The organism is Nostoc sphaeroides, assembly GCF_003443655.1.
Lineage (GTDB): Bacteria > Cyanobacteriota > Cyanobacteriia > Cyanobacteriales > Nostocaceae > Nostoc > Nostoc sphaeroides.
In genome coordinates this window covers 5,346,201-5,372,503 of record NZ_CP031941.1, presented here as the reverse complement: position 1 = coordinate 5,372,503, position 26,303 = coordinate 5,346,201, and the positions used below count along the sequence as shown (strand labels likewise).

18 protein-coding genes and 2 pseudogenes are annotated in these 26,303 nt (G+C 43.5%); 9 read left to right on the top strand and 11 right to left on the bottom strand.

Annotated features, from left to right (window positions below):
- Positions 1–72: 72 nt before the first annotated feature.
- The 3 genes from D1367_RS23880 to D1367_RS23870 form a co-directional block, all read right to left on the bottom strand.
- Complete coding sequence (locus D1367_RS23880) at positions 73–954, bottom strand: metal ABC transporter permease (RefSeq protein ID WP_118168737.1); 882 nt, start codon at positions 952–954, stop codon at positions 73–75.
- 33 nt (positions 955–987) lie between these two features.
- Positions 988–1,764 (bottom strand): metal ABC transporter ATP-binding protein, encoded by a 777-nt coding sequence (locus D1367_RS23875; RefSeq protein ID WP_118168735.1) that lies wholly within the window; start codon positions 1,762–1,764, stop codon positions 988–990.
- Between the two features lie 74 nt (positions 1,765–1,838).
- Entirely contained in the window at positions 1,839–2,786 is a 948-nt protein-coding gene (locus D1367_RS23870) for a metal ABC transporter substrate-binding protein (protein ID WP_410477594.1), read from the bottom strand.
- Positions 2,787–3,191: 405 nt separating this feature from the next.
- Between D1367_RS23870 and D1367_RS23865 the strand changes: the two genes are divergently transcribed.
- Complete coding sequence (locus D1367_RS23865; protein ID WP_118168731.1) at positions 3,192–4,811, top strand: iron uptake porin; 1,620 nt, start codon at positions 3,192–3,194, stop codon at positions 4,809–4,811.
- 191 nt (positions 4,812–5,002) lie between these two features.
- Here the strand turns inward: D1367_RS23865 and D1367_RS30200 are convergent, their stop codons facing one another.
- The 3 genes from D1367_RS30200 to D1367_RS23855 all read right to left on the bottom strand — a co-directional run bounded on the left by D1367_RS30200 (position 5,003) and on the right by D1367_RS23855 (position 7,062).
- Positions 5,003–5,221, bottom strand: a complete 219-nt coding sequence (locus D1367_RS30200) for a hypothetical protein (protein WP_147337393.1) — start codon at positions 5,219–5,221, stop codon at positions 5,003–5,005.
- A 328-nt stretch (positions 5,222–5,549) separates the two neighbouring features.
- Positions 5,550–6,638 (bottom strand): DUF6745 domain-containing protein, encoded by a 1,089-nt coding sequence (locus D1367_RS23860; RefSeq protein ID WP_118168729.1) that lies wholly within the window; start codon positions 6,636–6,638, stop codon positions 5,550–5,552.
- Entirely contained in the window at positions 6,625–7,062 is a 438-nt protein-coding gene (locus D1367_RS23855; protein ID WP_228674756.1) for a hypothetical protein, read from the bottom strand. The genes D1367_RS23860 and D1367_RS23855 overlap by 14 nt, the downstream gene beginning before the upstream one ends.
- A gap of 352 nt (positions 7,063–7,414) precedes the next feature.
- On the opposite strand from D1367_RS23855, the gene topA reads away from it, so the two are divergent.
- The 5 genes from topA to D1367_RS23835 all read left to right on the top strand — a co-directional run bounded on the left by topA (position 7,415) and on the right by D1367_RS23835 (position 15,359).
- A complete protein-coding gene (gene topA, locus D1367_RS23850) occupies positions 7,415–10,063 on the top strand; it encodes a type I DNA topoisomerase (RefSeq protein WP_118168727.1) in 2,649 nt (882 codons plus the stop codon).
- A 417-nt stretch (positions 10,064–10,480) separates the two neighbouring features.
- Complete coding sequence (locus D1367_RS31235; RefSeq protein WP_167407621.1) at positions 10,481–10,621, top strand: hypothetical protein; 141 nt, start codon at positions 10,481–10,483, stop codon at positions 10,619–10,621.
- Between the two features lie 7 nt (positions 10,622–10,628).
- The gene (gene aroQ, locus D1367_RS23845) at positions 10,629–11,117 is read left to right on the top strand and encodes a type II 3-dehydroquinate dehydratase (RefSeq protein ID WP_228674757.1); all 489 of its coding nucleotides are present in this window, start codon (positions 10,629–10,631) and stop codon (positions 11,115–11,117) included.
- 176 nt (positions 11,118–11,293) lie between these two features.
- Positions 11,294–12,238 (top strand): ADP-ribosylglycohydrolase family protein, encoded by a 945-nt coding sequence (locus tag D1367_RS23840; protein ID WP_118168723.1) that lies wholly within the window; start codon positions 11,294–11,296, stop codon positions 12,236–12,238.
- Between the two features lie 457 nt (positions 12,239–12,695).
- Positions 12,696–15,359, top strand: coding sequence for an HD family phosphohydrolase (locus D1367_RS23835; RefSeq protein WP_118168721.1), 2,664 nt, complete (start codon positions 12,696–12,698; stop codon positions 15,357–15,359).
- Positions 15,360–15,738: 379 nt separating this feature from the next.
- Here D1367_RS23835 and D1367_RS23830 read toward each other — a convergent pair whose 3' ends face one another.
- The 5 genes from D1367_RS23830 to D1367_RS23810 all read right to left on the bottom strand — a co-directional run bounded on the left by D1367_RS23830 (position 15,739) and on the right by D1367_RS23810 (position 23,404).
- Positions 15,739–16,233 carry a hypothetical protein gene (locus tag D1367_RS23830; RefSeq protein WP_118168719.1) on the bottom strand — a complete coding sequence of 165 codons (495 nt, stop codon included), beginning with the start codon at positions 16,231–16,233 and terminating at the stop codon, positions 15,739–15,741.
- 465 nt (positions 16,234–16,698) lie between these two features.
- Positions 16,699–19,752, bottom strand: a complete 3,054-nt coding sequence (locus D1367_RS23825; protein WP_118168717.1) for a beta strand repeat-containing protein — start codon at positions 19,750–19,752, stop codon at positions 16,699–16,701.
- A gap of 474 nt (positions 19,753–20,226) precedes the next feature.
- Entirely contained in the window at positions 20,227–21,462 is a 1,236-nt protein-coding gene (locus D1367_RS23820; RefSeq protein WP_118168715.1) for a DUF445 domain-containing protein, read from the bottom strand.
- Between the two features lie 175 nt (positions 21,463–21,637).
- A complete protein-coding gene (gene ubiE, locus D1367_RS23815) occupies positions 21,638–22,330 on the bottom strand; it encodes a bifunctional demethylmenaquinone methyltransferase/2-methoxy-6-polyprenyl-1,4-benzoquinol methylase UbiE (RefSeq protein WP_118168713.1) in 693 nt (230 codons plus the stop codon).
- Positions 22,331–22,465: 135 nt separating this feature from the next.
- Positions 22,466–23,404, bottom strand: coding sequence for a response regulator (locus tag D1367_RS23810; RefSeq protein WP_118168711.1), 939 nt, complete (start codon positions 23,402–23,404; stop codon positions 22,466–22,468).
- Between the two features lie 119 nt (positions 23,405–23,523).
- Between D1367_RS23810 and D1367_RS32915 the strand changes: the two genes are divergently transcribed.
- From D1367_RS32915 to aqpZ, 3 genes and pseudogenes are all read left to right on the top strand, one after another.
- Positions 23,524–23,649 carry a hypothetical protein gene (locus D1367_RS32915; RefSeq protein ID WP_267255616.1) on the top strand — a complete coding sequence of 42 codons (126 nt, stop codon included), beginning with the start codon at positions 23,524–23,526 and terminating at the stop codon, positions 23,647–23,649.
- 59 nt (positions 23,650–23,708) lie between these two features.
- Positions 23,709–24,798: pseudogene (locus tag D1367_RS23805) on the top strand (RuBisCO accumulation factor 1).
- 596 nt (positions 24,799–25,394) lie between these two features.
- Positions 25,395–26,167, top strand: a pseudogene (gene aqpZ / locus D1367_RS23800) (aquaporin Z).
- The last annotated feature ends 136 nt before the right edge of the window (positions 26,168–26,303 follow it).

The following is a 26,303-nucleotide window of genomic DNA, read 5'->3' as shown; positions in this document are numbered from 1 at the left end:
GGCTTTTGTGAGCCACGATTAATAAATGTAGCAAAGATTCAATAAAATAGCAAGCCCTTGGAGAAAAAAGATTTATGCGGCTTTCAAATTCAACTTAAACCAGATGAAAACGGCTACAAATAGCAGAAATTGAACAAGAACAATACTTGGGCCAGAAGCAAAGTTGAAAATACCTGACACAATGATGCCAGCAATGCTGCTAATGAAACCAACTATCACTGACATGACTAGAAAGCGGCTAAAGTGATGACTCATCAGTTTGGCGGTAGAGGCGGGAATCACCAAAAAGGCGTTCACCAGTAAAACGCCGACAGCTTTAATCGCTACAGCAACAGCGAGTGAAAGCAAGACCACAAACACATAGCGGTACAACTGGACGGGAATACCTTGAACTTGCGCTACATCGGGGTTAAGAGTCAATAAAATTTGCTGCCGCAGGGTTGATAATAAAAATATGCTGCCTCCCAGAAGTACTAGCAGCGTCAAAATCAAATCTGTGGTATCGATCGCTAGAATATCGCCGAACAGCACAGCCATCAAGTTGCCACGATATCCTTTAATTAGGCTAGTGAGAATCACACCGATCGCTAATGCCCCAGATAGCACTATGCTAAGAACGCTATCGCTACCTAAGTCGGTTTTGTCAATAAAGTAGAGGACAATAACCCCAAAAACCAACGTGAAAGGTAACAGCATCCAAGTCGGATTTATTTGTAGCAGCACACCTAACGCCACACCTACTAATGCTGCATGACCAACCGCGTGGCTGAAAAAAGATAACTGGCGCAAGGTGACAAAACTGCCTAACAGCCCGCCAAGTATACCCATTAACACAGCACCGACGATCGCACGCTGCATAAAGGGGAATGTTAACAATTCTACCAAGTCATTACTACTGGCGATCGCTAGCCTTGCTATCTGGCAATCATTGCAGAAATCTATAATTACTGGCATCTTTCATTCTTTAATTACGAATTACGAATTATTCTAATGTTGGTGCTGGTAACGGCTAAAACTTGGGCCGTAGGTTGCTAACAGGTTTTGCGGTGAAAGGGCAATTTCCGGTTTACCAGTACAAACAATGCTTTGATTCAGGCAAAGCACGCGATCGCAATGGCGATTTACCATATCAATATCATGAGAAACTTGTAATACCGTCCAACCCTCCTGCCGCTTTAATTCATTTAGCAAAGCGTAAAAATCTGCTGCACCTTGCACATCAACACCAGCAAAGGCTTCATCAAGTACCAAGAGTTGGCGAGGCATTACTAAACAATAAGCCAATAAAACCCGCTTGAGTTGACCACCGCTAAGAGTACCAATAGCTTGATGCTGTAAATGATAAGCATCGGTTCGCCGTAAAGCTTCTCCTACGGCTGCCGATTTTTCTCGGTCTTGTCTCCACAGCCGAGAGAAAAATAAATCGCCTTTTTTCGCTTCCTTGTCCCATCCAAGTCCTACTAACTCGCTGACAGAAATAGGAAAGCTGCGGTCAAAAATGAAGTTTTGCGGCATATAGCCCAACAAGTGACGTAAACGCCCCAGTCTTGCAATTGGACGACCGAATATTTGAATCGTACCAGAACTTCGAGGTATCAAATCTAAAACCGCTTTTACCAGAGTACTTTTACCAGCACCATTAGGGCCGACGATAGCTGTATCTGTTCCTGGCAATAATTCAAAAGAAACATCTCGAACAGCTAGATAGCTGCCTTGATAGACAGTTAATCCTTCTACTTTCAAAATAGCAATGTCTTTATTCATTATTTAAAAAATGATGGTTGATAAATCAGGATTTTTAACTCCTAACTCCTAACTCCTAACTCCTAACTCCTAACTCATTTACACGCCGTTTGCAGAGTTTGCAAGTTAGCTTTCATAGCCTTGAAATAATGCTGTGGATCTGTTTCGCCAGTTTCTAGAGAATCCAGAGGACGCAAAGTTAATTTTAAATCTTTGGAAAGGCTGGATAGAAGTTTGTTATCTACTCCTGGTTCGCTAAATAAAGCTTTAACATTGTACTTTTTCACAGCATTTACTGCATTTTGCACATCTGTTGGTGAAAGTTGGTCTTCGGGAATTTGTACCACAGCAACTTGCTTGAGCTTATAACGTTGAGCTAAATATGGAAACGCATCATGAAAGGTAACAAAGGTGCAACTAGGAGTTTTCTGCAAAGTCTGTTGAAATTCGCCGTTTAAACTTTCTAATTCTTTAATATAAGCCGCAGCATTCGCCTCATAAGTAGCTTTATTCGCCGGGTCAGCAGCAATTAATCCATCCCGAATATTAGTTACCTGCTGTTTTGCCAAAACTGGATCTAACCAAACGTGAGGGTTACCTTGAGCGTGTTCATGGTCGTGGTCTTCTTCCTCTCTCTCTGTTTTTACAACGGGTGAAATTTCATTTAAGGGTTTAATACCAATACTTGCATTAATTTCAGTTAATTTGTTATTTTGGGCATTTTTGACAGTATTTTCCAGAAACTGCTCCAAACCTAAACCATTTTTTACTAACACATTTGCAGTAGCGATCGCCTTGACATTTTGTGGTGTCGCTTGGTATTCATGCACCTCCGTACCAGGTGGCACTAAAATTTCTACATCTGCCACATTCCCAGCTACTGCCTTAGTAAACAAATATATCGGTAAAAATGTTGTCACTACTTTAGTTTTTCCCGACTGCACCGATGGGGTAGAAGCAGCTTCCTGTGCTTGCGGCGACTGTTCGGAAGTTGTTCCCTGATTCGGATTCGATTGACTACAGCCAGCAGTTATTAACAACATCAGCAAAGCAATTATGGGCAAGATGTCGCTTCTTTGTCTACCTCTTCTAAGTCCTCTGTAATTCATCATCACGGTATTTTCCCCTCAAAACGGATGCTTGCTTTGTCTCTGTCACAATTTCTATTGACAATGAGACGTATACTATATTTTAGATTATAATAATTCTCATTCTCATTTGAGACACATAATATCATTCTGGGTTTGCTGTGTAATGAGTAACAACAAAACTTTTTCAGACGGTACAACCCTCTGTAATTTAGTTTTCCTTGAATAATTAGGATTTCTTGACTTTGTTTCTTAAAAAGGTTGCTTAATTCTGATAAGATTGCTGAGAAATATTCTCATAGAATACACGTTTAAAAAACGTGGTTTGGGTGTGAGTTGGATATCAGTGTGAGGAGAGAAATGCAAAAATTCTGGAAATATCTGCTAGTTAGTCCAGCAGTCTGCGGTGTCATGCTATTTTTTAATACTGCTACATTTGCAGGTGAAACATCGGGTAAGTCTGAAATCAATCAACCGCAAGTTTTAGCTAATCCAGACGCAAAAGCTACGAACATCGCGCCAGTTCAGCCAATGGCGCAAGTTACCTCCGTGTCTCAATTTTCTGATGTACAACCCACTGACTGGGCATTTCAAGCATTGCAGTCCTTAGTTGAACGCTATGGTTGTATTGCAGGATACCCAAATAGCACTTATCGCGGTAATCGGGCATTAACGCGATATGAATTTGCGGCTGGTTTGAATGCTTGTCTCGATCGGGTTAACGAACTAATTGCTACAGCTACTGGCGATTTAATTAACAAACAAGATTTAGCAACATTACAAAAGCTGCAAGAAGATTTTTCAGCAGAACTAGCGACACTCCGAGGTCGTGTAGATGCAGTAGAAGCTAAAAGTGCTGAATTGGAGGCGAATCAGTTCTCAACCACAACCAAACTACAAGGACAAGTGGTTGCAGTCGTTAGCGATGTTTTGTCAGGAAATACAGTCAACACTGAGGAAATTACAGACAAGAATACAACTTTAGGGGTACGAGCGCGGATAGAACTTGTGACCAGCTTCACAGGAAAAGATACGCTGTTTACCAGAATCCAGGCTAATAATATTGTTAGTCCTAACATTAACACCCCAGAGGGTAACTTGTTTTTTGCTGGTGACGGTACCACCAATGCTTCTATAGATGCACTGTTCTACAGATTTCCCTTGGGCGAAAAAACAGAGGTTGTCGCGATCGCCAACGCAGGTGCAGCAGATGACCTTACCAGTACTGTTAATCTCTTTGACGGGGATGGCGCTTTTGGTGCTTTATCTACCTTTGGTACACGCAACCCAATTTATTATCAGATAGGCGGCGCGGGGTTGGGAGTAACGCACGAGTTCAGTGATAAATTGGCACTGAGTTTAGGGTATTTGAGTGGTGCAGCTAATGACCCTAATCCCAATAATGGTTTGTTCAATGGTAGTTATGGAGCGTTGGCACAGTTGACGGTTAAACCAAGCGATCGCATTACTATTGGTTTAACTTACATTAATTCCTACAATCAGCCACTACTTACTGGTAGCAATGCAGCAACATTTCAGAATATAGCAACTATCCAGGCTTTACCGCAAGAGGAAGTAGCATTTTCCAGTAATTCTTACGGTGTCCAAGCATCCATCGGCATTACTAAAAACATTGTCTTGGGTGGTTGGGCTGGATACACCAACAGCCAAAGCTTGAGAGGAAACCGTGGAGACATTGATATTTGGAACTATGCCGTTACTCTCGGCTTTCCCGACCTTGGTAGAGAAGGTAACTTAGCAGGTATCATCGCTGGTGTAGAGCCGAAAGTAACAAGCTCTAACATCGCAGGATTGAATAGCGATCCTGATACATCCTATCATCTTGAGGGGTTCTACCAGTATAAGCTGAGTGACAATATCACTATTACCCCAGGAGTCATCTGGTTAACATCCCCAGATCATAACAATAACAACGATGATGTTGTTATTGGCACACTGAGAACCACATTCAGTTTCTAATTTTCAAAATCTCTAAAGAAGACGCAAAAGTTAAATTTGCGTCTTTTATAGCGGTTCTCAATTGCGTGAAATACAGACCTAACCCCCAGCCCCTTCCCTACTAGGGAAGGCTACGGTGTACACACAAGTCGAATTACCCCCCTTAATCCCCCCGATGTATTGGGGGGAAAAGAAATCTAGTTCCCTCCCCTTTACAAGGCTACGGTGTACACAAAAGTCGGAAATAGTAGTCTGTCAAGGAATAATTGACGAGTATATTCTCTGTAGAGACGGCGATTTATCGCGTCTGTGTAACGTGCCAGTTTTTTAGACGCGATAAATCGCGTCTCTACATGAGGGCTTTCTGGCTTATCCCAAGCGTATTGGGGTAAAACTGGATCTGACTTGTGTGTACACCATAGCCAATACATCGGGGAGGGTTAGGGTGGGGTAAAAGGCTGGTTAATCAGCTATTTCAGACTTGTGTGTACACCGTAGCCTAAAAGGAGAGAGCAATGGAAGTGAGGTCAGCACAATTCGCAATTCGCAATTCGCAATTCGCAATTAAAGCCCCCGGATTTATCCGCTTGCTCTGAACCCTGCATTGTTTAAAATTTATCTATCCATAAATAAATTTAGTTGCTCTGTACCATCAAGGAATAATTGGTCAAAAAAATGTATTGCATTCAAACGAGAAGCACTATATTTTGTGTATAGTCTCAAAAATAAAACCCAGTAAAAATGCTGGGCTTGATAAACTCAGGTTTGCACAGCAAATTCTTCTGGATCTACACCCCAATTTACCCAGCTAATTGCTTCACGCGCTGAATTCATATTTGGTGGAACTCGCAAGGCGTGAATAAATCCTGTGCTAGGGCAAGTCATTTTTAATAAATAAATTGGTTCTTGATCAACATCAGCATCAATTTTTAATAACGTGTATTCTTGCCAAGTATCTAATTCAATAGCTTGCAATTCTTGGCAAATTCTGGCGTAACCGATACCCTGAATTAGTACTCGCCGTAGTTCGGCGTTTTCCTCTGTCAAAAGCCATTGAGCTTGCCATTGCTGCGGGTGGATTTTACCGTATTTTTCAGGTAAGGTTACACCGTGGTATGAGTACAAGCTATATCCATCAATAAATTCAATGGCGGGTTCGCCTTCAGCGTGGAGGCGGTTTTCATTGTCGAAGCGCAGGTGAAGGGGGCGATCGCAGATAATACAAATGTCATCATACGCAAACAACCAACCACATTCTTGAATTAAAGATTGAAATATTTTCCATTCCTGTTGAGGATGAACAATGTTCAAAACAGAGATACAGTAATCAAACCCAGTCATCCAATTAACGTGGCTTTCAGGTTTAAAGCAATCATTAAGTTGAATTTTAATCCACCACGAAAAATCCTCTCTTTGCTCGTTTAGCTCAATGCTAAATTTTTCACTTAAGTTGTTATATATTTCATGATTTAAAGGATCATCTGCCACACGATAAAAACAGTTGTCTAATTGTTGGCTTCCCAACTGCTGATTGAGTATACTCGAAAGTTCGTGAGAAAAATGAGCCGAAAATAAGCCCCCTAAACTATTCGGTTCATTGAGGTAACTCTCTAGAAATTCTGGTGACAATCGTTTTAGCATCCAGTTGCAAGCTGCGTAAGGACTATCCTGAAAAAAGATTTCAGGCTTTTCATAGCCAAAGTCAATTGCAATATAGGCAGCTTTTACCGCTTCCGCCGCTTTTTCACGATCAATCCGCTCAGTTGAAAGCGCGATCGCTCTCCACTTTTGGCGATAAACTGGAATCAAAGCCTCTTGCTCAGGCGTTAACTTTTCAATCAGCGACATAACGCCAACCTTCAGGCTCGTATTCCCGTTGAATTTTCACCATCCAGTCACCTTGGGGAATAGAAATAGCTTTATGCTCCTCATGGGCAAGCAATGCCAACTCTGAAAACACACGCAAATAGAGTGTGCTATCTTTTTCGTATAATTCTGCGTTCCCCTCAGTAATGCGATGCTTATGCCCTGTAACTTCGCCTTCTGCCAAAGTTAAGTGAGGTATTTTTTGTCCTTCAATTTGCTGCACAGGCAGTAAGATTACATCACCTTGGCGAATCGGTTTCATAGTTTTGCTTTCCTGGCATGGGTACAAACCCCACTTCGCTTTTGCTCTCAAGTTTAGTTTAATCTTGGCACAAGCTCTTAAAAATTGGGCATTGGGCACTTGTACTGAGCGAAGTCGAAGTATTGGGCATTTGTCATTTGTCATTTGTCATTTGTTCCTCACTCCCTCACTCCCTCACTCCCTCATCTCCCTCATCCCCCACTCCCCACTCCCCACTCCCCATTCCCCATGCCCAATGATATTTTGAAAACTGTAGTCGCCAATTATGCGTTAGATAAGTTAAAGATTGAAATAGCTGGAAATTCACACCCAGCGTTTCCCTCCCCTAACCTCTGGGACAGACTGGGCCATAAGTTCAGCAGATTTTCTCCCAAGCAGGCAGTTTATGTGAGGATTAAATCACTGTCCTAAGCGTGACCTTTTATCTTGACAATTTGCAAAAATTAACTCAATTTGACTGTTTAGCTTAGTAGCTCTTCTTTTTATTGAAATTTCCATGTCAACTCTCGTCATTGTCGAATCTCCAACCAAAGCTCGTACCATTCGCAACTACCTGCCAGCAGGCTATCGGGTGGAGGCGTCTATGGGTCATGTACGTGACCTACCCCAGTCGGCTAGTGAAATTCCTGCTGCCGTCAAAGGGGAATCATGGGCGCAGCTAGGGGTAAATGTGGACGCCGACTTTGAACCGGTATATGTTGTCCCGAAAGACAAAAAGAAAATTGTCACCCAGCTTAAAGAAGCCCTCAAGGATGTAGATGAACTGATTCTGGCAACGGACGAAGACCGGGAAGGTGAAAGTATTAGTTGGCATTTATACCAATTACTGAAGCCGAAAGTTCCGACTAAGCGGATGGTGTTTCACGAAATCACCCAAGAAGCGATCAAAAAAGCTCTGAAGAACTGCCGCAATATTGATGAGCAGTTGGTTCGCGCCCAAGAAACGCGGCGGATTTTAGATCGACTGGTGGGTTATACCCTGTCTCCCTTGCTATGGAAAAAAATCGCCTGGGGATTATCTGCTGGACGAGTGCAATCTGTAGCTGTGCGGCTTTTAGTCACTAGGGAACGCCAACGTCGCGCTTTCCATGAGGGTACATACTGGGATTTGAAAGCTAGTTTGTCAAAGGAAAAAACCCCCTTTGGTGCCCAGTTGGTAACATTGGCAGGAACCAAAATCGCTAACGGCAGCGATTTTGACGCAACGACCGGACAAATTACCGCAGGTCGCAATGTCTTGTTACTAAACGAAGACCAAGCTGTAGCGCTTAAGGAACGCCTAACTGGGAAAACCTGGAGTGTTACCGATATGGAGGAACGCCCAGTGACGCGCAAACCGTCGCCACCGTTCACCACTTCGACGTTGCAACAAGAATCTAACCGGAAATTACGCCTCTCAGCCCGTGACACAATGCGGGTTGCCCAGAATTTGTACGAGCAGGGGTATATTACCTATATGCGGACAGATTCGGTACATTTGTCAGATCAAGCGATCGCAGCTGCTCGGAGTTGTGTAGAAAAGCTTTACGGTCAACAATACCTCAGTCCCCAACCCCGGCAATACACCACCAAATCCAAAGGCGCACAAGAGGCGCACGAAGCAATTCGTCCAGCAGGTAGCACCTTCCGCACTCCCCAAGAAACTGCTTTGGGCGGTCGAGAACTTGCTGTCTACGATTTGATTTGGAAGCGGACTGTTGCTTGTCAAATGGCTGATTCTCGCCAAACTCAAATTACCGTGCAATTGCAAGTCGAGGATGCTGGATTCCGTTCTTCTGGCAAACGGATTGAATTTCCCGGATACTTACGCGCCTACGTCGAAGGTTCAGACGACCCAGAAGCAGCACTAGAAGACCAAGAAGTGATTTTGCCGAATCTGAAAGTAGGAGATCATCCGAATTGTACAGAGCTAGAAGCAGTTGGGCACGAAACCCAACCGCCAGCTAGGTACACCGAAGCAACTTTAGTAAAAACTTTAGAAAGCGAAGGTATCGGTCGTCCCAGTACCTACGCCAGCATCATTGGCACGATCATCGACAAGGGTTATGCCCATTTGGTGAGTAACGCTCTTATTCCTACCTTCACCGCTTTCGCCGTCACCGACTTACTGGAAAAACATTTCCCAGACATCGTTGATCCCAGTTTCACCTCGAAGATGGAGCAAACCCTTGATGACATTGCCACAGGTGAAGCAAAATGGCTACCCTACTTGCAGCAATTCTATCTGGGAGAGAAAGGGCTGGAAACCCTGGTAAAAGAACGGGAAAGTCAAATTGATGCCACCAAAGCTAGGACTGTAGAACTGGAGAATCTAGATGCCAAAGTCCGCATTGGGAAATATGGCCCCTACATTGAGGTCGAAAATGGTGAGGGGGTTATTACCGCCTCAATTCCCAAAGACTTGACACCAGCCGACCTCGACCCTAAACAGGTAGAAGTATTGCTGCGACAAAAAATCACAGGCCCCGATCAGGTAGGTCGGCATCCCGAAACTGGCGAACCGATTTATGTGAAAATTGGGGCTTATGGGCCTTATGTCCAATTGGGTGATAAAACCGACGAAAACCCCAAACCGAAACAAGCCTCCCTACTTAAAGGTGTCACCCCCGAAACCGTTACCCTGGAAATGGCTGTTGGTCTGTTGGCACTACCCCGAACATTAGGAGTTCACCCAGTCACTGGCGGCAAAATCCAAGCAAGTTTGGGGCGCTTTGGCCCTTATGTGGTTCATGACCAAGGTAAGGAGGGGAAAGACTACCGTTCTCTAAAAGCTGCTGACAATGTATTGACAATTACCTTAGAACGTGCATTGGAATTATTGTCTGAACCCAAAAAAGGACGCAGTTCTACAAACAGTAAGTCCAAGGCAGCTTTACGCGAATTGGGTACACATCCAGATGATGAAGAAACAATTAACATCTACGATGGCCCCTATGGCCCTTACATTAAGCATGGCAAAACTAATGTGAGTATCCCAGAAGGTCAAACGGTAGAAAATGTCACCTTGGCTGAGGCGCTGAACTTGTTGTCAGCTAAAGCATCAACAGCGAAATCGACTCGCAAAACGACTAAATCAACGAGTACCAAATCTAAGTCAACTGCTAAGTCAACAACCTCTACGAAAAAAAAGGGCACAGAAGGTTAATTGCAAGTCAGCTAATTTTGGACTTCGACTTCGCTCAGTCGAAGGATTTTGGACTTCGACTTTGCTCAGTCGAAAGATTTTGGATTAAAAGAATTTTGGGGTTTATGCCCTGCCCCTCGTAAGCGAAATAAATCTAAAATCCAAAATCTAAAATCTAAAATTCCTAATCAAGAGTCCAAAGTCCGATCCCTAACTCTTGACCCTTGATATCCATCCTTGATAGGATGCAGTTCAGTAGGTGCAAGTGTGATACTCTAAAAAGTAAGGGAAAACACAACGCCAAATTTTAGAAGTGGCTTATGTCCCAAACACGGGATTGTGTATCAGCCCGGTTGGAAGCCAGAGGTGCGAAAATATGCCAATTTCTGCGTACCTGTTAATCAAAAATTGAGGTAGTATCTCAGGAGCCGTCAGTTCATGGACTATATAGAAAAGGTGCTGGAAAAGGTTAAGGAATTAGCACGGAGGCTAATTGAGAGCCTGTTAGGGCCAGAGGCAGAACCGGAACCGGAACTGATTCCGATTCCTGTAAACGATCGCTCGCGTCGTCGCCACTAATCTCAAAGTGCTGAACTCGACGTTGCAACCCTTAAGCATTCTGGCACTGCATGGGCCAAACTTAAATTTGCTAGGACAGCGAGAACCAGGAATTTATGGTGCGCTGACTCTAGCTGAAATTAACCGCCTGTTAGATGAAGAGGGATTCAAGTTACAGGCGAAAGTTTTTTCTGTGCAGTCAAATCATGAAGGAATTTTGGTAGATACTATTCATGCCGCATTAGGACAACATCACGGGATTTTGATTAATGCAGGGGCATATACCCACACAAGTGTGGCATTGCGAGATGCGATCGCGGCTGTTAACTTGCCCACTGTAGAAGTACATCTGAGTAATATTTACCGTCGGGAAGATTTTCGCCATCATTCATATATCGCCCCAGTAGCGATCGGGCAAATAAGTGGTTTTGGCGGACAAAGTTACTTGTTGGGCTTACAAGCTTTGGTGAATCATTTAAGAGAGGCGCGATTAATCGTACAAGAGAGACGCGATTAATCGTACAAGAGAGGCGCGATTAATCGTACAAGAGAGGCGCGATTAATCGTACAAGAGAGACGCGATTAATCGCGTCTGTACAAGAGTTAGGAATTGGTAGTTGGTAGTAAAGTTAGGAATTAGCAATATTTCATTAACTCCTCACTCCTCACTCCTCACTTTTAACTACATACTTTATGCGTTACTCTCCTATAAGTCGCTTTAAAGGTACTTTACTCGGAGCATTTCTGGGGGAAAGTTTAACTTCTCGTGGTAAAATACAGTTTCAGAGTTACCCAGATTTTGGCAGAATGGCGGTTCTGGGTACTCAGAGTTTGATTGCGTTGGGTAGATTAGATTTAGATGATTGGATAGGGCGTCAGCAACAAGAATCTCTTGATTTAGCAGCAACTGATGACATATCGATAAAAATAATTCTTGCGACAGTACCAATAGCACTTTTTTTTCACGAAAATCCAATTAAGCTTCGACATAACTTGCTGCATGTCCTAAAAATCTGGGAGGATGACCCAATAGTAAGGGATGGAACACTAGCAGTAGGATATGCGATCGCTCTTGCTTTAACTGAAAAACTCAACCCTTTAACCCTCATCCCACAAACAATTTCTTTTCTCCAAGAAACACCGACATCAATACCAAAAAAATTATTAACAGTTCAGAATTTATTAGAGCAAGGGGCGGGATTGTCAAGGGCGCAAGCTGAGTTTGCTAGAGAAGAACAACTCAGTAACATTATAGCTATGGCATTTTACTGCTTTTTGAGTACCTTGGAAGACTTTCGTCTGGCAGTTTTGCGGGCTACTTACAATAGCAATTCTAAAGTGCAAGATGCTACGCCTTTAAGCTTACAGGCTACAGGTGCAATTACTGGTGCTTTATCAGGAGCATATAACGGTATAGGCTCAATTCCTGTAAATTGGCAAGTCTTGCTCTTGCAAAGGAATTCTCCAATATGGGGACTAACTAGCTTTTCCCAAATGTTAAAATTAATTGATGCATTTGTGGCGGTGTGGTCAGGAGTGTATGATATTGCCTTAAATCCAAGGGAGTTAACAGAGGAGGGATGTGAGGTGGCTTTGCTTTCAGTTTACGCAGCCCCTCGTGTTATTCGGTCGCGTTAATCCTATTTTCGCCGAACAACGGTGTGAAGACTACTAATTTAGCCAAGAACTAAAAAACTTATATACTAGAATTTTTCAGCAAACCTTCGGACTGATCAAACTTTAATTGGGCTTTGCCACCCTAGTGGTCTGTCTCATTAATTCTTAAAGGTTATAAATAAAAGTTCGTAGTAAGGACTTTAGTCCTTGATTTGAGTGATAAATCGCTCACTACAAACCCTTTATAACTAATGGGACAGACTACTAGTAGTTTGTCAAGCGAAGTTTGAAGGGTAAAGAAAGGAACGACAAAGATGCGAAGTACGCGATCGCGCAGCCTCTCGTAGAGAAGAGAAGGAAGAAGGAAAGAAGAGAAAAAGTTGAATTGACAGAGTACTAATTGCAGCCCCCGCAGAGCAAACTTCCCTGATGATTGTCTATTTTGAGCCATCAAAGTCAGCAATTGCAGGCAGAAATAATGAAAATCAAGCAATTTTTGCAGTTCTTAACCCAGCAATTGACTAACTGGCGGCGACAGTACAAAGGACTACGCCGTAAGGGAAAGTTAATGAGAAGTCCCAAAAGCAAAACCCAGAGAAGGGAACTTCTAAGGACTGTGCTTAAGAATATAATTCTATTTTTATCAAAAACCAACGATAAAAGCGAGCGCCGAAAACAAGAAAGAGCGCTCAACTCAAAAACAAAATCGGTCAAAACTAAGAGTACTATTTATGCAGTCTGTTTAAATTGGGTGCATGAACAGCGTTCGTTGGTAATTTTAGCGATCGCTTTAGTGTCTCTCACTGGTGTTATTGGACATAAATTATATAACCAGACTCAAATCCAAATCGGAAATCCCGCGCCGCAGACGATTACAGCGCCTTACACAGCTAGCATCGAAGATCAGAAAAAAACCGAATCACAGCGCCAAGCCGTTAGTCAAGCATCCTTACAAGTGTTGATGGTTGATGGGCGAATGAACGAACAAATCAAGGAAAATTTGCAAAAACTTCTAGATGATGGCAATGAAATTCGCGCCGTTGCTGGAGCTTTTCCTTTTTTTGATCCTATAATTTTGTCCATCTCTACCCAGCGCTACCTCCGCTCTTGTGCTGACTCGGAATGGCAAGCACTGCTAGTAGCTGTAGAAAATACTAAAATTCAGCACAAGAAACCAACAGGACGAACCGTCGCCTCATCCGCACCCAATCAGGCGCCAACGCCACAGAAGACAAAGCCTGTCGATTTTTCTCAAAACACTGATTTTACTCAAGCAGTAGCAGAACTAGAATCTTACGGCGTCACACCTTCTGAGAAAAACTTGTCTTTAGTGATTGCCCAAATTTCCCAAGCCCGCCAAAGATACACCCAAGCTAATGCCAAACTTTTACAGTTAGAGACTGTTACCCCAGAAGCAGTATACGAAGAATCCCTACTTTTGGATTTGTCAGATGAGGATTGGGAAACAACACAAATGGGAATCCACCAGAGTGCAGAGCGGATTCTCACCCAAGGCATCCCACAAGGACTGCCAAAAAATATTTTACAGGATGCGGTGAGTTTACAATTGCAGACCTTTGTACCAGAATCCGCCGAATCTTTGGCAAAGAACCTGTTGTTAGCTGTACTCAAGCCGAATCTGCAAAAAGATGAAGAACAAACAAGAGAAAACGCTCAAAAGGCTGCTGCTGGTGTGCCACCTGTGATGGTGAAGGTACGGGATGGTGAGGTGATTGTCAGAAAAGGAGCGCAGATTACTGCATGGAACTTTAAGGTGCTGGAGCATTATCACCTGGTTCGCCGGGAGGTAAAATGGCACGAGTTGGTGAAGTTAGCAGGCGTTATTGCGATCGCCATTGGCATTTTTGTCTGGGTAGAACGGCATATTGATTACGAATTGCGACAACGCGATCGCTTGTTGGTGTTACTGCTAACTCTGAGTGTGCCAGGGTTGGTAACGATGGGATTGCCTTATACCACTTGGAGTGCTTTTGGTTTATTGTTGGGAAGCTTCTACGGCCACATTTTGGGCTTGACAGTTGCCCTTCTGCTGTTGCCGATATTAGCTATTAGTTTGGATATCAGCAAGGCTGCGCTTTTAGCTGGTGTCGGGGGAGGAATATTAGGTAGTTACATAGCGCAACGATTGCGATCGCGTGAGGAATTAGCATTATTGGGTGTGGCGATCGCTTTAACTCAGGGCGGCATTTATCTAGTTGTTAAAATCTTAATTGGTCAAGCATTTGGTTCAACTTGGTATATTGTCCTCCGAGAAGCCGGATTGTTTGCTTTATCCGGTTTAGGCTGGAGTGTTGTCGCTTTAGGGTTGAGTCCTTATCTAGAAAAAGTTTTTGATTTAGTTACTCCCATCCGTTTAGCGGAGTTAGCGAACCCCAACCGCCCTTTATTAAAACGACTTGCTACAGAGACTCCCGGAACTTTTCAACATACGTTACTTGTGGCTACCCTTGCTGAAGCTGCTGCCAAACAACTAGGATGCAATGTTGAACTAGTCAGGGCTGGTACATTATATCACGATATTGGCAAAATGCACGACCCCCTTGGATTTATAGAAAATCAAATGGGGGGGCCGAATAAACATGATACAGAGATTAAAGATCCTTGGAAGAGTGCAGAAATTATTAAAAAGCACGTAACTGAAGGGTTGGTGATGGCGCGTAAACACCTTTTACCGACAGCAATTCAAGCTTTTATTCCAGAGCATCAGGGAACGATGCTAATTGCCTATTTCCATCATCAAGCCCAGCAAATGGCGCAGTCAGATCCAAGTTTAACAGTAGACGACGCAGATTTTCGCTACGATGGGCCGATTCCCCAATCACGGGAAACCGGAATTGTCATGTTAGCAGATTCTTGTGAAGCGGCGCTGCGATCGCTCGAAGCATCGGCTAAACCTTTGGGAGGGAAGCGATCGCTTAAAGATGTTTCGACTGAACAAGCTTTAACAATGTTAAATAATATTCTGCGTACCAAATGGCAAGACAATCAACTCGTAGACTCAGGATTAACACGAGAAGAAATGTCACAAATTGCCCAGATATTTGTAGATGTTTGGCAACAATTTCATCACAAACGCATTGCCTATCCTAAATTGAAGGCTAGTAGTCCTGTGCAAAATTGATCATACGATTAACTGTGGAACTGCTATATGCCCAGAATCATCTCTATTTTTTCTAGTTAAATAGTTGAAAATTTTCTCAACTATTTTCGAGATTCCAAAAAACCTACTCTTGAAAGCCTAAAAAAGGGGAGGCTCAAAATGCCTTATTTCCCCCCTTTTAAGGGGGACTAAGAGGATGTTTTAAAAGTCCCAGAAGGTATAATTTTGCTGTTCTCAGTTGGGTTAACTTCGACGATAAATCAAGGTTTTAGCCATGTACTGAGATACTTTGCTCTGCTAACTACCAGAGCAAAAGACCTTTTTAAAACATCCTCTAAGGGGGATCTCAAAATTACTTGAATTGTCCGCGATTTTTGGCGCAGATTGATTGAGAGAAGAACTAGAGACTGGGTTTGATCAATTCACCGCTAAATGTATTAGTGAACGCTGGTGAGGGGTCAGAAGCCTGGGGATTGGCATTAAGGGGAAAGAATCGCCCTTCCAGGGTTCCCTGAATTATGTTTTTACCCGTCACGGTTGCTTTGTAATCAATTCGCCCAATCTGTTTATTCTGACCGTTGAGAGGCAGGGTAAAATCGATCGTTCTGGCAGTAATCTGATTACCGACGCATTTCCAGGTTCCTAGTTGACTGGTAAAGGGTGCAAAATTCGTGCTACCACCCTCATTAGAACTGGTCACAGCCAGGGTACCGTGCTCCTCGAAGCTGATTACCCCCCGTGCAACAAAACCCGAAGCTGACTGAAGGCTAATAATGTAAGCACCAGATTCGGGCAAACACTTGTTTTCTGAAGCAGTGGCTGCCCCTGAATTGAGAATTGCTGGCATCAGGAGGGAAGCAAATACGGCGGTAGAGAAGGTTTTACGAATGTTCATGGTACAACTACAGTAAAAAATTTAGGTAACTCTACTTAATATACAGATAGTGAGAAATATTATTTAGTAAATTTTAGTTAACTCTGGATAAAAAAAACTTTATCCTAATTGCGATGACTGCGGGGGGGGCGTAGCGATCGCAACTGCAAAGCTTGGGTATTATCGTTGCCAAACTTGTGCTGTAGAGACGCGAAATTTCGCGTCTCTACAGAGGATTTTGGGCTTAACTCAACGGTATTGGGTTATATCATGTCCGCTTGATTGCTTATTAAACCCGAATCACCCCAAAGAGCCAAAGCGTAGCTTTGTCTCCCCTCCCCTTATTCTTGGGGAGGGGTTGCGGGTGGGGTGTAATGACTGTGGTAAGCATAACTAATTATGCGGACATGATATTACGCAAAAACTCTCTGAAACTACTTCTCAAAGTTTGCTGTTTGGAACTCGAAGTTTGCTGTTCCAAGCGAACTAGGCTTGGATAATAAAATCAGATGCCTTGAGAATTGGCGCACCAGTTAAAGTCACAAATAGACCACCACTGCCGAAACCAGCTGTGCTGCCATTTTCGTTGTAGAACAACTGCCCACTCACAGGATCGTAGACAATTTTCGCCGCGCTAGTCCCCGCAGAAGAAGTGATTTCAAAATCACTCTCGTTACTAAAACCTATTCCCGGAACAGAAGTAATTGTATTAAAGGTAGTCTTATCTAGTACAATCTTGTCACTTTGTGTAGTGGCTGCAAAAAATCCACCGTAGAACCCACTAATACTATCTAGACCAACATCAGCGCTGTTAAAAGTAGCACTGGTGTTGTAAATGAATCTGTCAACACCCTCACCACCTATGAGTAAGTCATTGCCAGCACCGCCGACCAGAGTATCATCGCCAGCACCACCGATAAGTGTATCATTACCAGTTCCACCCCGCAGCAAATCATTGCCACTATTGCCGGAGATGATGTCATCACCTCCCTGACCATTAATCACATCGCTGGAGCCTTTAAAACCCGTAATGTTATTGTCAAGGTCATTGAGGAATGTAACGGTGTTCGGGTTAAATAACTCAGTTTGAGTGGAGTTAGCATCGAAGACATCAAAACTGTCAACAATGCCCCTCTGGTTATCAAACAGGATATTGCCAATACCTGGGCTGGTATCAGATGCTGGTAAATTATTCAAGTTTTCTAACAGGAAGTTTTCTAAAATAATTTTGGTATTGCTTGTATCTTCAAAAGTGACTTCTAGATTGTTGCCATTTTGATTTAATTGCAGATTTTTAGCAGTCAATCCTAATCTAGTAAAATCCAAGGTATCAACTTCAGCAATTACCGCCACTGATGGATTTAAAGTATCAGCAGCAGTTACCGCCACTGATGGATTTAAAGTATCAACAGCAATTACCGCCGCTGATGGATTTAAAGTATCAACAGCAATTACCGCCTCTGATGGATTTGAACCAATACCTACACCGCCAAAGTCGGTTATGGTGTCGATGCCATCGCCTGTTGAGAAGATGAATTTGTCTCGACCACCATTACCAGTGAGCGTGTCGTTACCAGCTTTGCCCTCGATGATGTTGTTGTTAAATGTGCCGACGAGGATATCTGCATCAGGCGTGCCCGTGATCAATTTCTGGACAAAACCCAAAGTGGTGGTTGCCACTGCACTGGTGTTACTCAAATCTTGCCCGTCATCAACGACAAACTCAATTGTGGTGTTAACAGTGGTAGCTGTACTGTTGTACGTAACGCTGCTGAGGACTTGTCGATAATTGGCAATGGTATCCGTGCCGCTAAGAGTGAGAGTGCCTGTGGTGGAGTTGTAGGTAGCGGTGATGTTGCCGATGGCAGTGGCATTGAGACTTTCGGCTGCGCCATTCAAGAGATTGGTAATGGTGATGGTGGCACCAGCTAGGGTAGTGTCGTTGTCCCCCAAGGTGAAGTTGCTATCGATGATGGAGACGGGAGTGCCGCTAAAGGTGGTGCTAAAATCAATACCCTCTGAGTTGCCGTTGAGGTCGAGAACGGGGGCGCGGTTGCCAAACACCACATAGGTTTGCCCTGAGATGATGTCGTTGGGGTCGGCAAAGGGTGTCCCGATAATCAGGTCGTCAATACCGTCGCCGTTGATATCTCCGGCACTGCCAAGAGAGTAGCCTGAACGGTCATCTGAATTGATACCGTTGATGGCAAAGCCATTTGTGCCGTTGAGGGTGGAGAGGTTCAGTTGGGCACCAAAACCCTCCTTGCTGCCAAACACCACGTAGCTTTGCCCTGAATTGGTACCGTTGGGGTCGGCAAAAGGTGCCGCTATAATCAGGTCATCAATGCCGTCGCCGTTGATGTCTCCGGCACTGCTGACAAAACTGCTGAAGAAGCCGTCACCTTTATTGAAGCCGTTGATGGTGAAACCATTAGTGCCGTTGAGGGTGGAGAGGTTGAAGCTGGAATCAAAACCCTCCTTGCTGCCAAACACCACGTAGCTTTGCCCTGAATTGTCGCCGTTGCCGTCGGCAAAGGGTGCCCCAATAATCAGGTCGTCAATACCGTCGCCGTTGATGTCTCCGGCACTGCTAACAGAGTTGCCTAAGGAGTCATATTGATTGATACCGTTGATGGTGAAACCATTAGTGCCGTTGAGGGTGGAGAGGTTGAAGCTGGAATCAAAACCCTCCTTGCTGCCAAACACCACGTAGCTTTGCCCTGAATTGTCGCCGTTGCCGTCGGCAACGGGTGCCCCAATAATCAGGTCGTCAATACCGTCGCCGTTGATGTCTCCGGCACTGCTAACAGAGTTGCCTAAGGAGTCATCTTCATTGATGCCGTTGATGGTGAAACCATTAGTGCCGTTGAGGGTGGAGAGGTTGAATTGGGCAGCAAAACTTTCCTTACTGCCAAACACCACGTAGCTTTGCCCTGAATTGGTACCGTTGGGGGAGGCAAAGGGTGCCCCGATAATCAGGTCGTCTAGACCGTCGCCGTTGATGTCTCCGGCGCTGCTAACAGAGTTACCTAAGGAGTCATATTGATTGATGCCGTTGATGGTGAAACCATTAGTGCCGTTGAGGGTGGAGAGGTTGAATTGGGCAGCAAAACTTTCCTTGCTGCCAAACACCACGTAGCTTTGCCCTGAAGTTATGCCGTTGGGGGAGGCGCCATTTGCCCCGATAATCAGGTCGTCTAGACCGTCGCCGTTGATGTCTCCAGCACTGCTGACAGAGTTGCCTGAACGGTCATATTGATTGATGCCGTTGATGGCAAAGCCCGACCTGCCGTTGAGGGTGGAGAGGTAGAATTGGGCAGCAAAACTTTCCTTGCTGCCAAACACCACGTAGCTTTGCCCTGAAGATCTGCCGTTGCCGTCGGCAGCATCTGCCCCGATAATCAGGTCGTCTAGACCGTCGCCGTTGATGTCTCCCGCACTGCTAATAGAGTTGCCTGAACGGTCATCTGGATTGATGCCGTTGATGGCAAACCCATTTGTGCCGTTGAGGTTAGATAAGTTGAAAACTGAATTTGCCATGAGTTCGTCCTTTTGTTTTGAAAACTAAAAATTTAAACAATTGAACTTAAAGTCAGAATGACTGTTGAGTGTTGACCTTTATAGGCAGTTCTTACTCTTTGCAGTTCTTGCAGTCCGAGAAAGATTCTGAAATATTAAGGTGCTAAAAGGGTCTTAGAGCAAGTAAATTTATTTATGCTAAAGGTAAAAATATTTATTTAGAGATGTATTGCACGAGAAATAATGCCTCCACAGGCTAAGTCTCCTACTTTTAACTATGGGGTTTCCTCTCTGCTAAGAGCAAGAACTGCCCCCATGCCTCTTGTTGAGAGTAAGCGATTTACACGATAATGTATTACCCTGTGGATGAATCCGGGTGGCTCAAAATAAAAACGAGAGCGATCGCCTTTTCAGAAGAGGTGCGAGTAAAAAGCGATCGCTCAATTTCACTCATTAACTATAATGTAATAAAAATTTACAGCCAAAAACACAAAATTAATATTGACTAAATATTAAAAACACTGTCTGCAATAACCCGATGACAAAACCCAAAACACCACCTAAAGTTACAATCGCTTGCAATTCATTTTTTACAATTCCCTCAATTGCAGCTTCTAAATCAGCCGGGGAAGTTGATTTTACCCGGTCAACTATCACTTGATCTATCGACAAAATCGGAATTGCTTGCGCCACAATTACTTCTAAATCTTTTTCCAAATATTTATCTAATATTAAAGCCAATTCTTGACTCATAACTTCTAAAGAAGTATTGACAACAGGTGAAGTACTCAGACGATTTAGCAGCACTACAGCAATATTTTCCCAATCAACAGAATCAGTTAATCCTTGTAAAAAATCGCTGCCACTGTTTTGTAAATAATGGCGGACACTTTCGCGGGTAGTCTTTCTGAGTTGGCGCACCGTCCCAATTGGCAAGTTTTGTAATGATAAATTTTGCAGTAATTTCCGAATGCGATCGCGGATTTGCAAATCTTTAGTCAATTCCTGCAACCGAGCATTAGCAGCCTCTTTTTCATCCAAGCAAAAAGTCCGTAGTCGAGTGAGAGTATTACGTAAGCCAAACAAATTTGCTACTACCCAATAAGTCCCACTGGTTTTTTCGCGGAAGCCTTCATCGATAATTTGAATTGTGCGATCGGTCAAAAAATCAACTATCGTCTGCCGCAACACATCTGGCGGTAAAACTACTTGCAACAACCAATCAGCTAGCCGCGTGGCTTGTTCTTCACTCAATTGAAATTCCAGCAATATCTGGTCAAAAATTTGATTGATCTGCGCTTCCAAAAAGTCTTCACGCCGCGCTAAAACCTTGAGTAACCGTGGCAAGGATTCCCCTATTAAATCCCGCAAAATCCCTGCCACAATTTTGGCACTTTTCTCGTTTTTATCTGTTTTGATTTGTTCAATAGCCAGCCGCAACAACCAGAGAATTGCTCCTTGTACGCGTTCTGTTTGCAACAAACGCCGCGCCAGATTTTGCAATTCTTGTGGTGTCAAAAGTGACCCCATGATTGTCTTAGAAATGTTCAGAGCCAGACGTTCCTGGTTGCGGGGAATCAATCCAGGGGTAAAGGGTACTCTTCGTCCAGCAATGTAAATTGCTCGGTAAGGACGGAACAACATTTTGATGGCTATGTCATTTGTGAAATAGCCGATAATTCCACCCAGTACCGGGGGAGACACATAAAGCCAAAGATGAGACCAGTCCAAGGGAAGAATTAAAAAAATTAGGAGTTAGGAGAGACGCGATTAATCGCGTCTGTACAAGAGCTTAGAGTTAGGAGAGATGCGATTAATCGCGTCTGTACAAGAGTTAGGAGTTAGGAATGATAAATTATGTTGAGAATTTATCACTACTCGTAATTCATAACTTTTAACTAATAACTCATAATTTACTAAGCACCAGCACTCCCATCATACCGTTCACGATGGGGTAGTGTGTGGCAACAGCAAAACCAACTTGCCGCGCTAACTCTATTTGCTCTCTGCCGATGGGAAAGCGGTCTAAGCTAGGGCTGATGTAAGCATATTCTTCTTTTAACCCTAAATAACTGGCAACTGGCACCACAAAACTGTCCAGATACAACTGCTGAAGGGCACGTAGCTGAGGATTACTCGGTCGATGAAAGTCTAATATTGCGGCTTTAGCACCCGGCTTCAAAACCCGGTATAACTCTTGGAGACTGCGGGGAATATCTTTAACATTTCTTAAACCATAGCCCATTGTTGCGGCATCAAATTGGTTATCCTCAAAGGGTAAATTTAGCACGTCGGCTTCTACCCAGGCGATCGCAGGTTGGGGGTACTGCCAATGTGAGCGTTCTTTAGCTTTTGAAAGCAGGTTGGGTGAAAAATCCACTCCGTAAACCTTCCCTGTTGCCCCTACACGCCGTGACAGACGTAAGGCTAAATCACCACTACCGCAACACAAATCTAATGCCGTATCACCCGATTTAGCTCCACTCCATTTCACTGCCATTTCCTTCCATATTCGATGCTGTCCCAAACTCAACCAGTCGTTCAACTGGTCATAAACTGGAGCAATACGGTTAAAAATGGACTGAATTTCGTTAGTCATTGGGCGTTGGGTATTGGGCACTTGTACTGAGCGACTTGTACCGAGCGAAGTCGAGGTAAGCCGAAGTATGGGGCATTAGGCATTGGGCATTGGTTTTTGACAAATGACAAATGACTAATGACTAATGACTAATGACTAATGACAACTAATAAGAGCGATCGCTATCAGTTGGGCTGATAAATTAATTAGCATTAATTCATCTTCCCGTAAAGTGCAGGGTTGTTTCCACTGTAGTGATAATACGCCCAAAAGTTGATTGCGGTAGCTAATTGGGATAACTAAATGTGCTTGCACACCCGTATTTTTGTACTGAACAGCATCAACTAATTTAGTGTCTTTAAGTATATTTAAGGAAACTTGCATTTGCCCGGTGGCGATCGCTTCCTTTGTTAATGGGTCAACAGATAGCCAATTCTCTATTGTACCTGTATCGCTGTAACTTCCTTGAGTCGCAATTAGAGTATTTCCATCTGTAAGTTGTAAAATACACCCGTCTGTTCCAAAAGTATCACTCACAGCCCTAGCAATGGGAGCGAGAGTTTCTTCTAAGCTAGAAGCTGCTTGAGTTATCTGTACCAAAACACTCAGTAGCGCTATTTGAGCATGAGAACGGCGTAATTCTTCTGTACGTTGCTTGAGCAAGTCGTAGGTTTCTGCTGCTCTTTGCACCACTGCCTTCAGTTCGCCTGGATCCCAAGGCTTGGTAATATATTTGTAGACTTGCCCTGCATTAATCGCCTCTACCAAGTCTTCAATATCAGTAAATCCGGTGAGAATTATCCTAACCGTATCGGGAAACTGAGGTACAGTCTTGCTGAGAAACTCAGTTCCTTTCATTTCTGGCATCCGTTGATCGGAGATAATCACCGCTACCTCTCCTTCTGCTGCTAAAATTTCTAGGGCGTTCACCCCACTATCAGCTTTCAGAACATTAAAGTCGCGTCGAAAGGTACGATAAAGCAGATCGAGATTATCTGGCTCATCGTCAACTACCAGGATTTTCAGCTTTTTTGGTTGTTGGAGAGTCATCACTGGATATTGGAGTTTATCTATTTCGACACTGGGCTTATCCATAAAATATTTCCTTTAAATATTCACTATCTTGTTATATTCCATACCAAGCTTAGTTGAGAATAGCTCAATATTATCAAGGGTTTTTACGGAGTTAACTTGAATATTTAAATACGGTAACGATGAGTGTCACAGAGGATATTTGCTTGTACCAAATATCTGAAGCAAGAAAAATTCTACAAGAAGAATTAACTAGATCAGTTTCCACAGATCAACTCAAAGCAGTAGGTATGGGTTTCATAGATTAGAATAAGACTTGCTCATGAGGTATTAATCAACCTCTCAAGTTGAAGCTCGCACTCCAATTATGACTGATCTACCACCCAACGCTCAGAATCCCGAAGAAAATGCTACTAACGATGTAGCACAAGAATTACTACGAAGGCTGAGGCAAAAACAAGGCAACTGGGTGGAATGGGGAGCCGCGATCGCCTCGTTGCTAAAAACCGGTTACAACCCCCAAGAAATTTTTGAGGCGACTGGATTTGAGCCGATTCAACAAAATCAGGTGGTTGTTGGTTCTCAAGTTTACAATTCTTTGGAAAAGTTTGGAGTATCGGAAGCAACGCGATCGCACTATGGCACACGCGGCAGTGATGTTTTATACGAACTGCGTTTGCTCACCCAAGAAGAACGCGCCGCCGCCGCCGAACTAATCTTCGTCCACAATGTTGATGCTGATGAGGCACGAGAAATAGCAAAAGCACTTAAAGAGTTCTCTTATTACCGCACTTTACCAGAAGGGTTTTCTGCCCATCCGGGAGATGCTGTTGCTCATCAAGTTTGGAAACTGGCACGCCAAAATGCAGATTTACAACAGCGATTCGCGCCTAATTGCCAAAGGTTTACGCTTTGCTCACACGCCAGCAGCAAGGCAAAAAATCGAACAGCTACTAACAGACTTTACCACCGTTCCCCAGCGTCCAGCGCCAATTTTACCCTTTTACCGCCTGGAAGTTGAAGAACAATTACCCCGAATCTTGCCTGTAGTAGGCGAGTTGCCATTATCACGGCAAGACTTGCAAGCTGTGCCCATACTCACAGAAATTGAACCATTTCGGTTAGTCAAGTTTTCTGGAGAGCAAGCTTGGATACCGTTACCAGGTTGGCAAGTGTTGTTGGCAGCAGTTGATCCAGTAGTAATTTTAGCGAATAGCGATCGCTTCCCCATCCAAACCCAAAGCCAAATCGGGCCAGTGGTAGTAGTAGTAGATCGTGCCCAACGAGAATGGGATGCTTCCAGCTACTTTGTTGTCGAAAAGGGTGGTGAATTAGATTTTCAGTGGTTTGAAACTGAGCCAGAAATTCCTCTACTAGGACAAATTATTATCATCGTGCGTCCTAAGAAAATTCTGGATGAAGAATTAACTAAGGATTCCTGGCAGATTGACGAATAAATTCAATTTTAGACAGGGTTAAGGGACTTCCAAATAAAAAATACTTAACTACTTCTTGTGGGGTGGATGTCTCGCCATTGGTGTCAACTTAAGCTAAAACTCCTTTAAAGTCTCGTTTCCAGCCTCTGGCTGGAAATGCAAATTAAGAGAACAGTATTTTTTCAGCTTAAAGTTTATAAAACTATTAGAAAATTTATTTAAATTTTCAAACCATTTTTAATAGAACTCACTGGCGCAAGAATATCAACAAATGTATCATTCTGAGCAAGATGCTTAAGAAATTAAGTATTTTCTTGGTTATTTTATCTTTTACGGTATCTTCTTTTGTTACCACAATTATTGAGTAAAAAACAAATCCCTATTTTTTTGATTTAGTTTCTTGAAGAATTCAGAAGCGATGCCCTGAGCAGTTCGACAAGCTCACTGTAACACTTGCCGAAGGGTCAGAATTCATTAGTGAGGGATTCAGAACTGTCACTAATTGCAAATTTAATGGGAAGAAAACAAACCCAATGGATTTCTGTTGATATAAATGACTCAAGGATTGTCCAACATCGCTATCACTCGTTTGTAGCTGAACAAGGAGTTTTCCAAAAATGTCTCTAACTAAACGTTGCTTGGCCGAATTTATTGGTACATTGTGGCTTGTCTTAGGTGGCTGTGGTAGTGCTGTATAGCCGCAGCCTACACCGCAGATGCTGCAAAAATTAGCGAAAGTACTTCTTTTCCACTGGGTATTGGATTAGTCGGTGTATCTTTGGCATTCGGGCTTACTGTCCTCACAGGGGCTTATGCTTTTGGTCATATTTCTGGTGGCCATTTCAATCCAGCTGTTTCCTTTGGACTGTGGGCAGGTAAGCGTTTTCCGGGATCTGACTTACTACCTTACATCGCCTCTCAAGTAATCGGTGCAGTTGTTGGTGCGGGAATAATCTACCTGATTGCTAGCGGCAAAACTGGATTTTCTTTGAGTGGCTCTAACCCATTGGCCACTAATGGCTACGGGACTCACTCACCAGGTGGTTACACACTGTTTGCTTGTTTCCTTAGTGAAGTTGTGATGACTTTCATGTTTCTGCTGATTATTTTGGGTGTAACTGATAGGCGTGCTCCTAAAGGATTTGCACCACTGGCAATTGGTTTTGGACTCACCTTGATTCACCTGATTAGCATTCCTGTAACCAATACCTCGGTTAATCCTGCCCGTAGTACTGGAGTTGCTCTATTTGCAGGTGTAGAACTCTTTTCGCAAGTTTGGCTGTTCTGGATAGCTCCGATTTTGGGGGCTATTTTAGCAGGATGGTTGTATGTAGCCGTCTTTACTGAATCAACTGTGGAGGAACGGCAAAACGTCGAAGAGCTAGTCTAAAGGGAACTCCAAAAAATAAATTATTCCACATTAAAGTCGTTGACTGTTGACTGTTGACTGAAAACTCGTGAACCGTCAACGGTCAACAGTGAACAATAGCAATGGAATATTTTTTTACTTGGATAGACTAGAGATT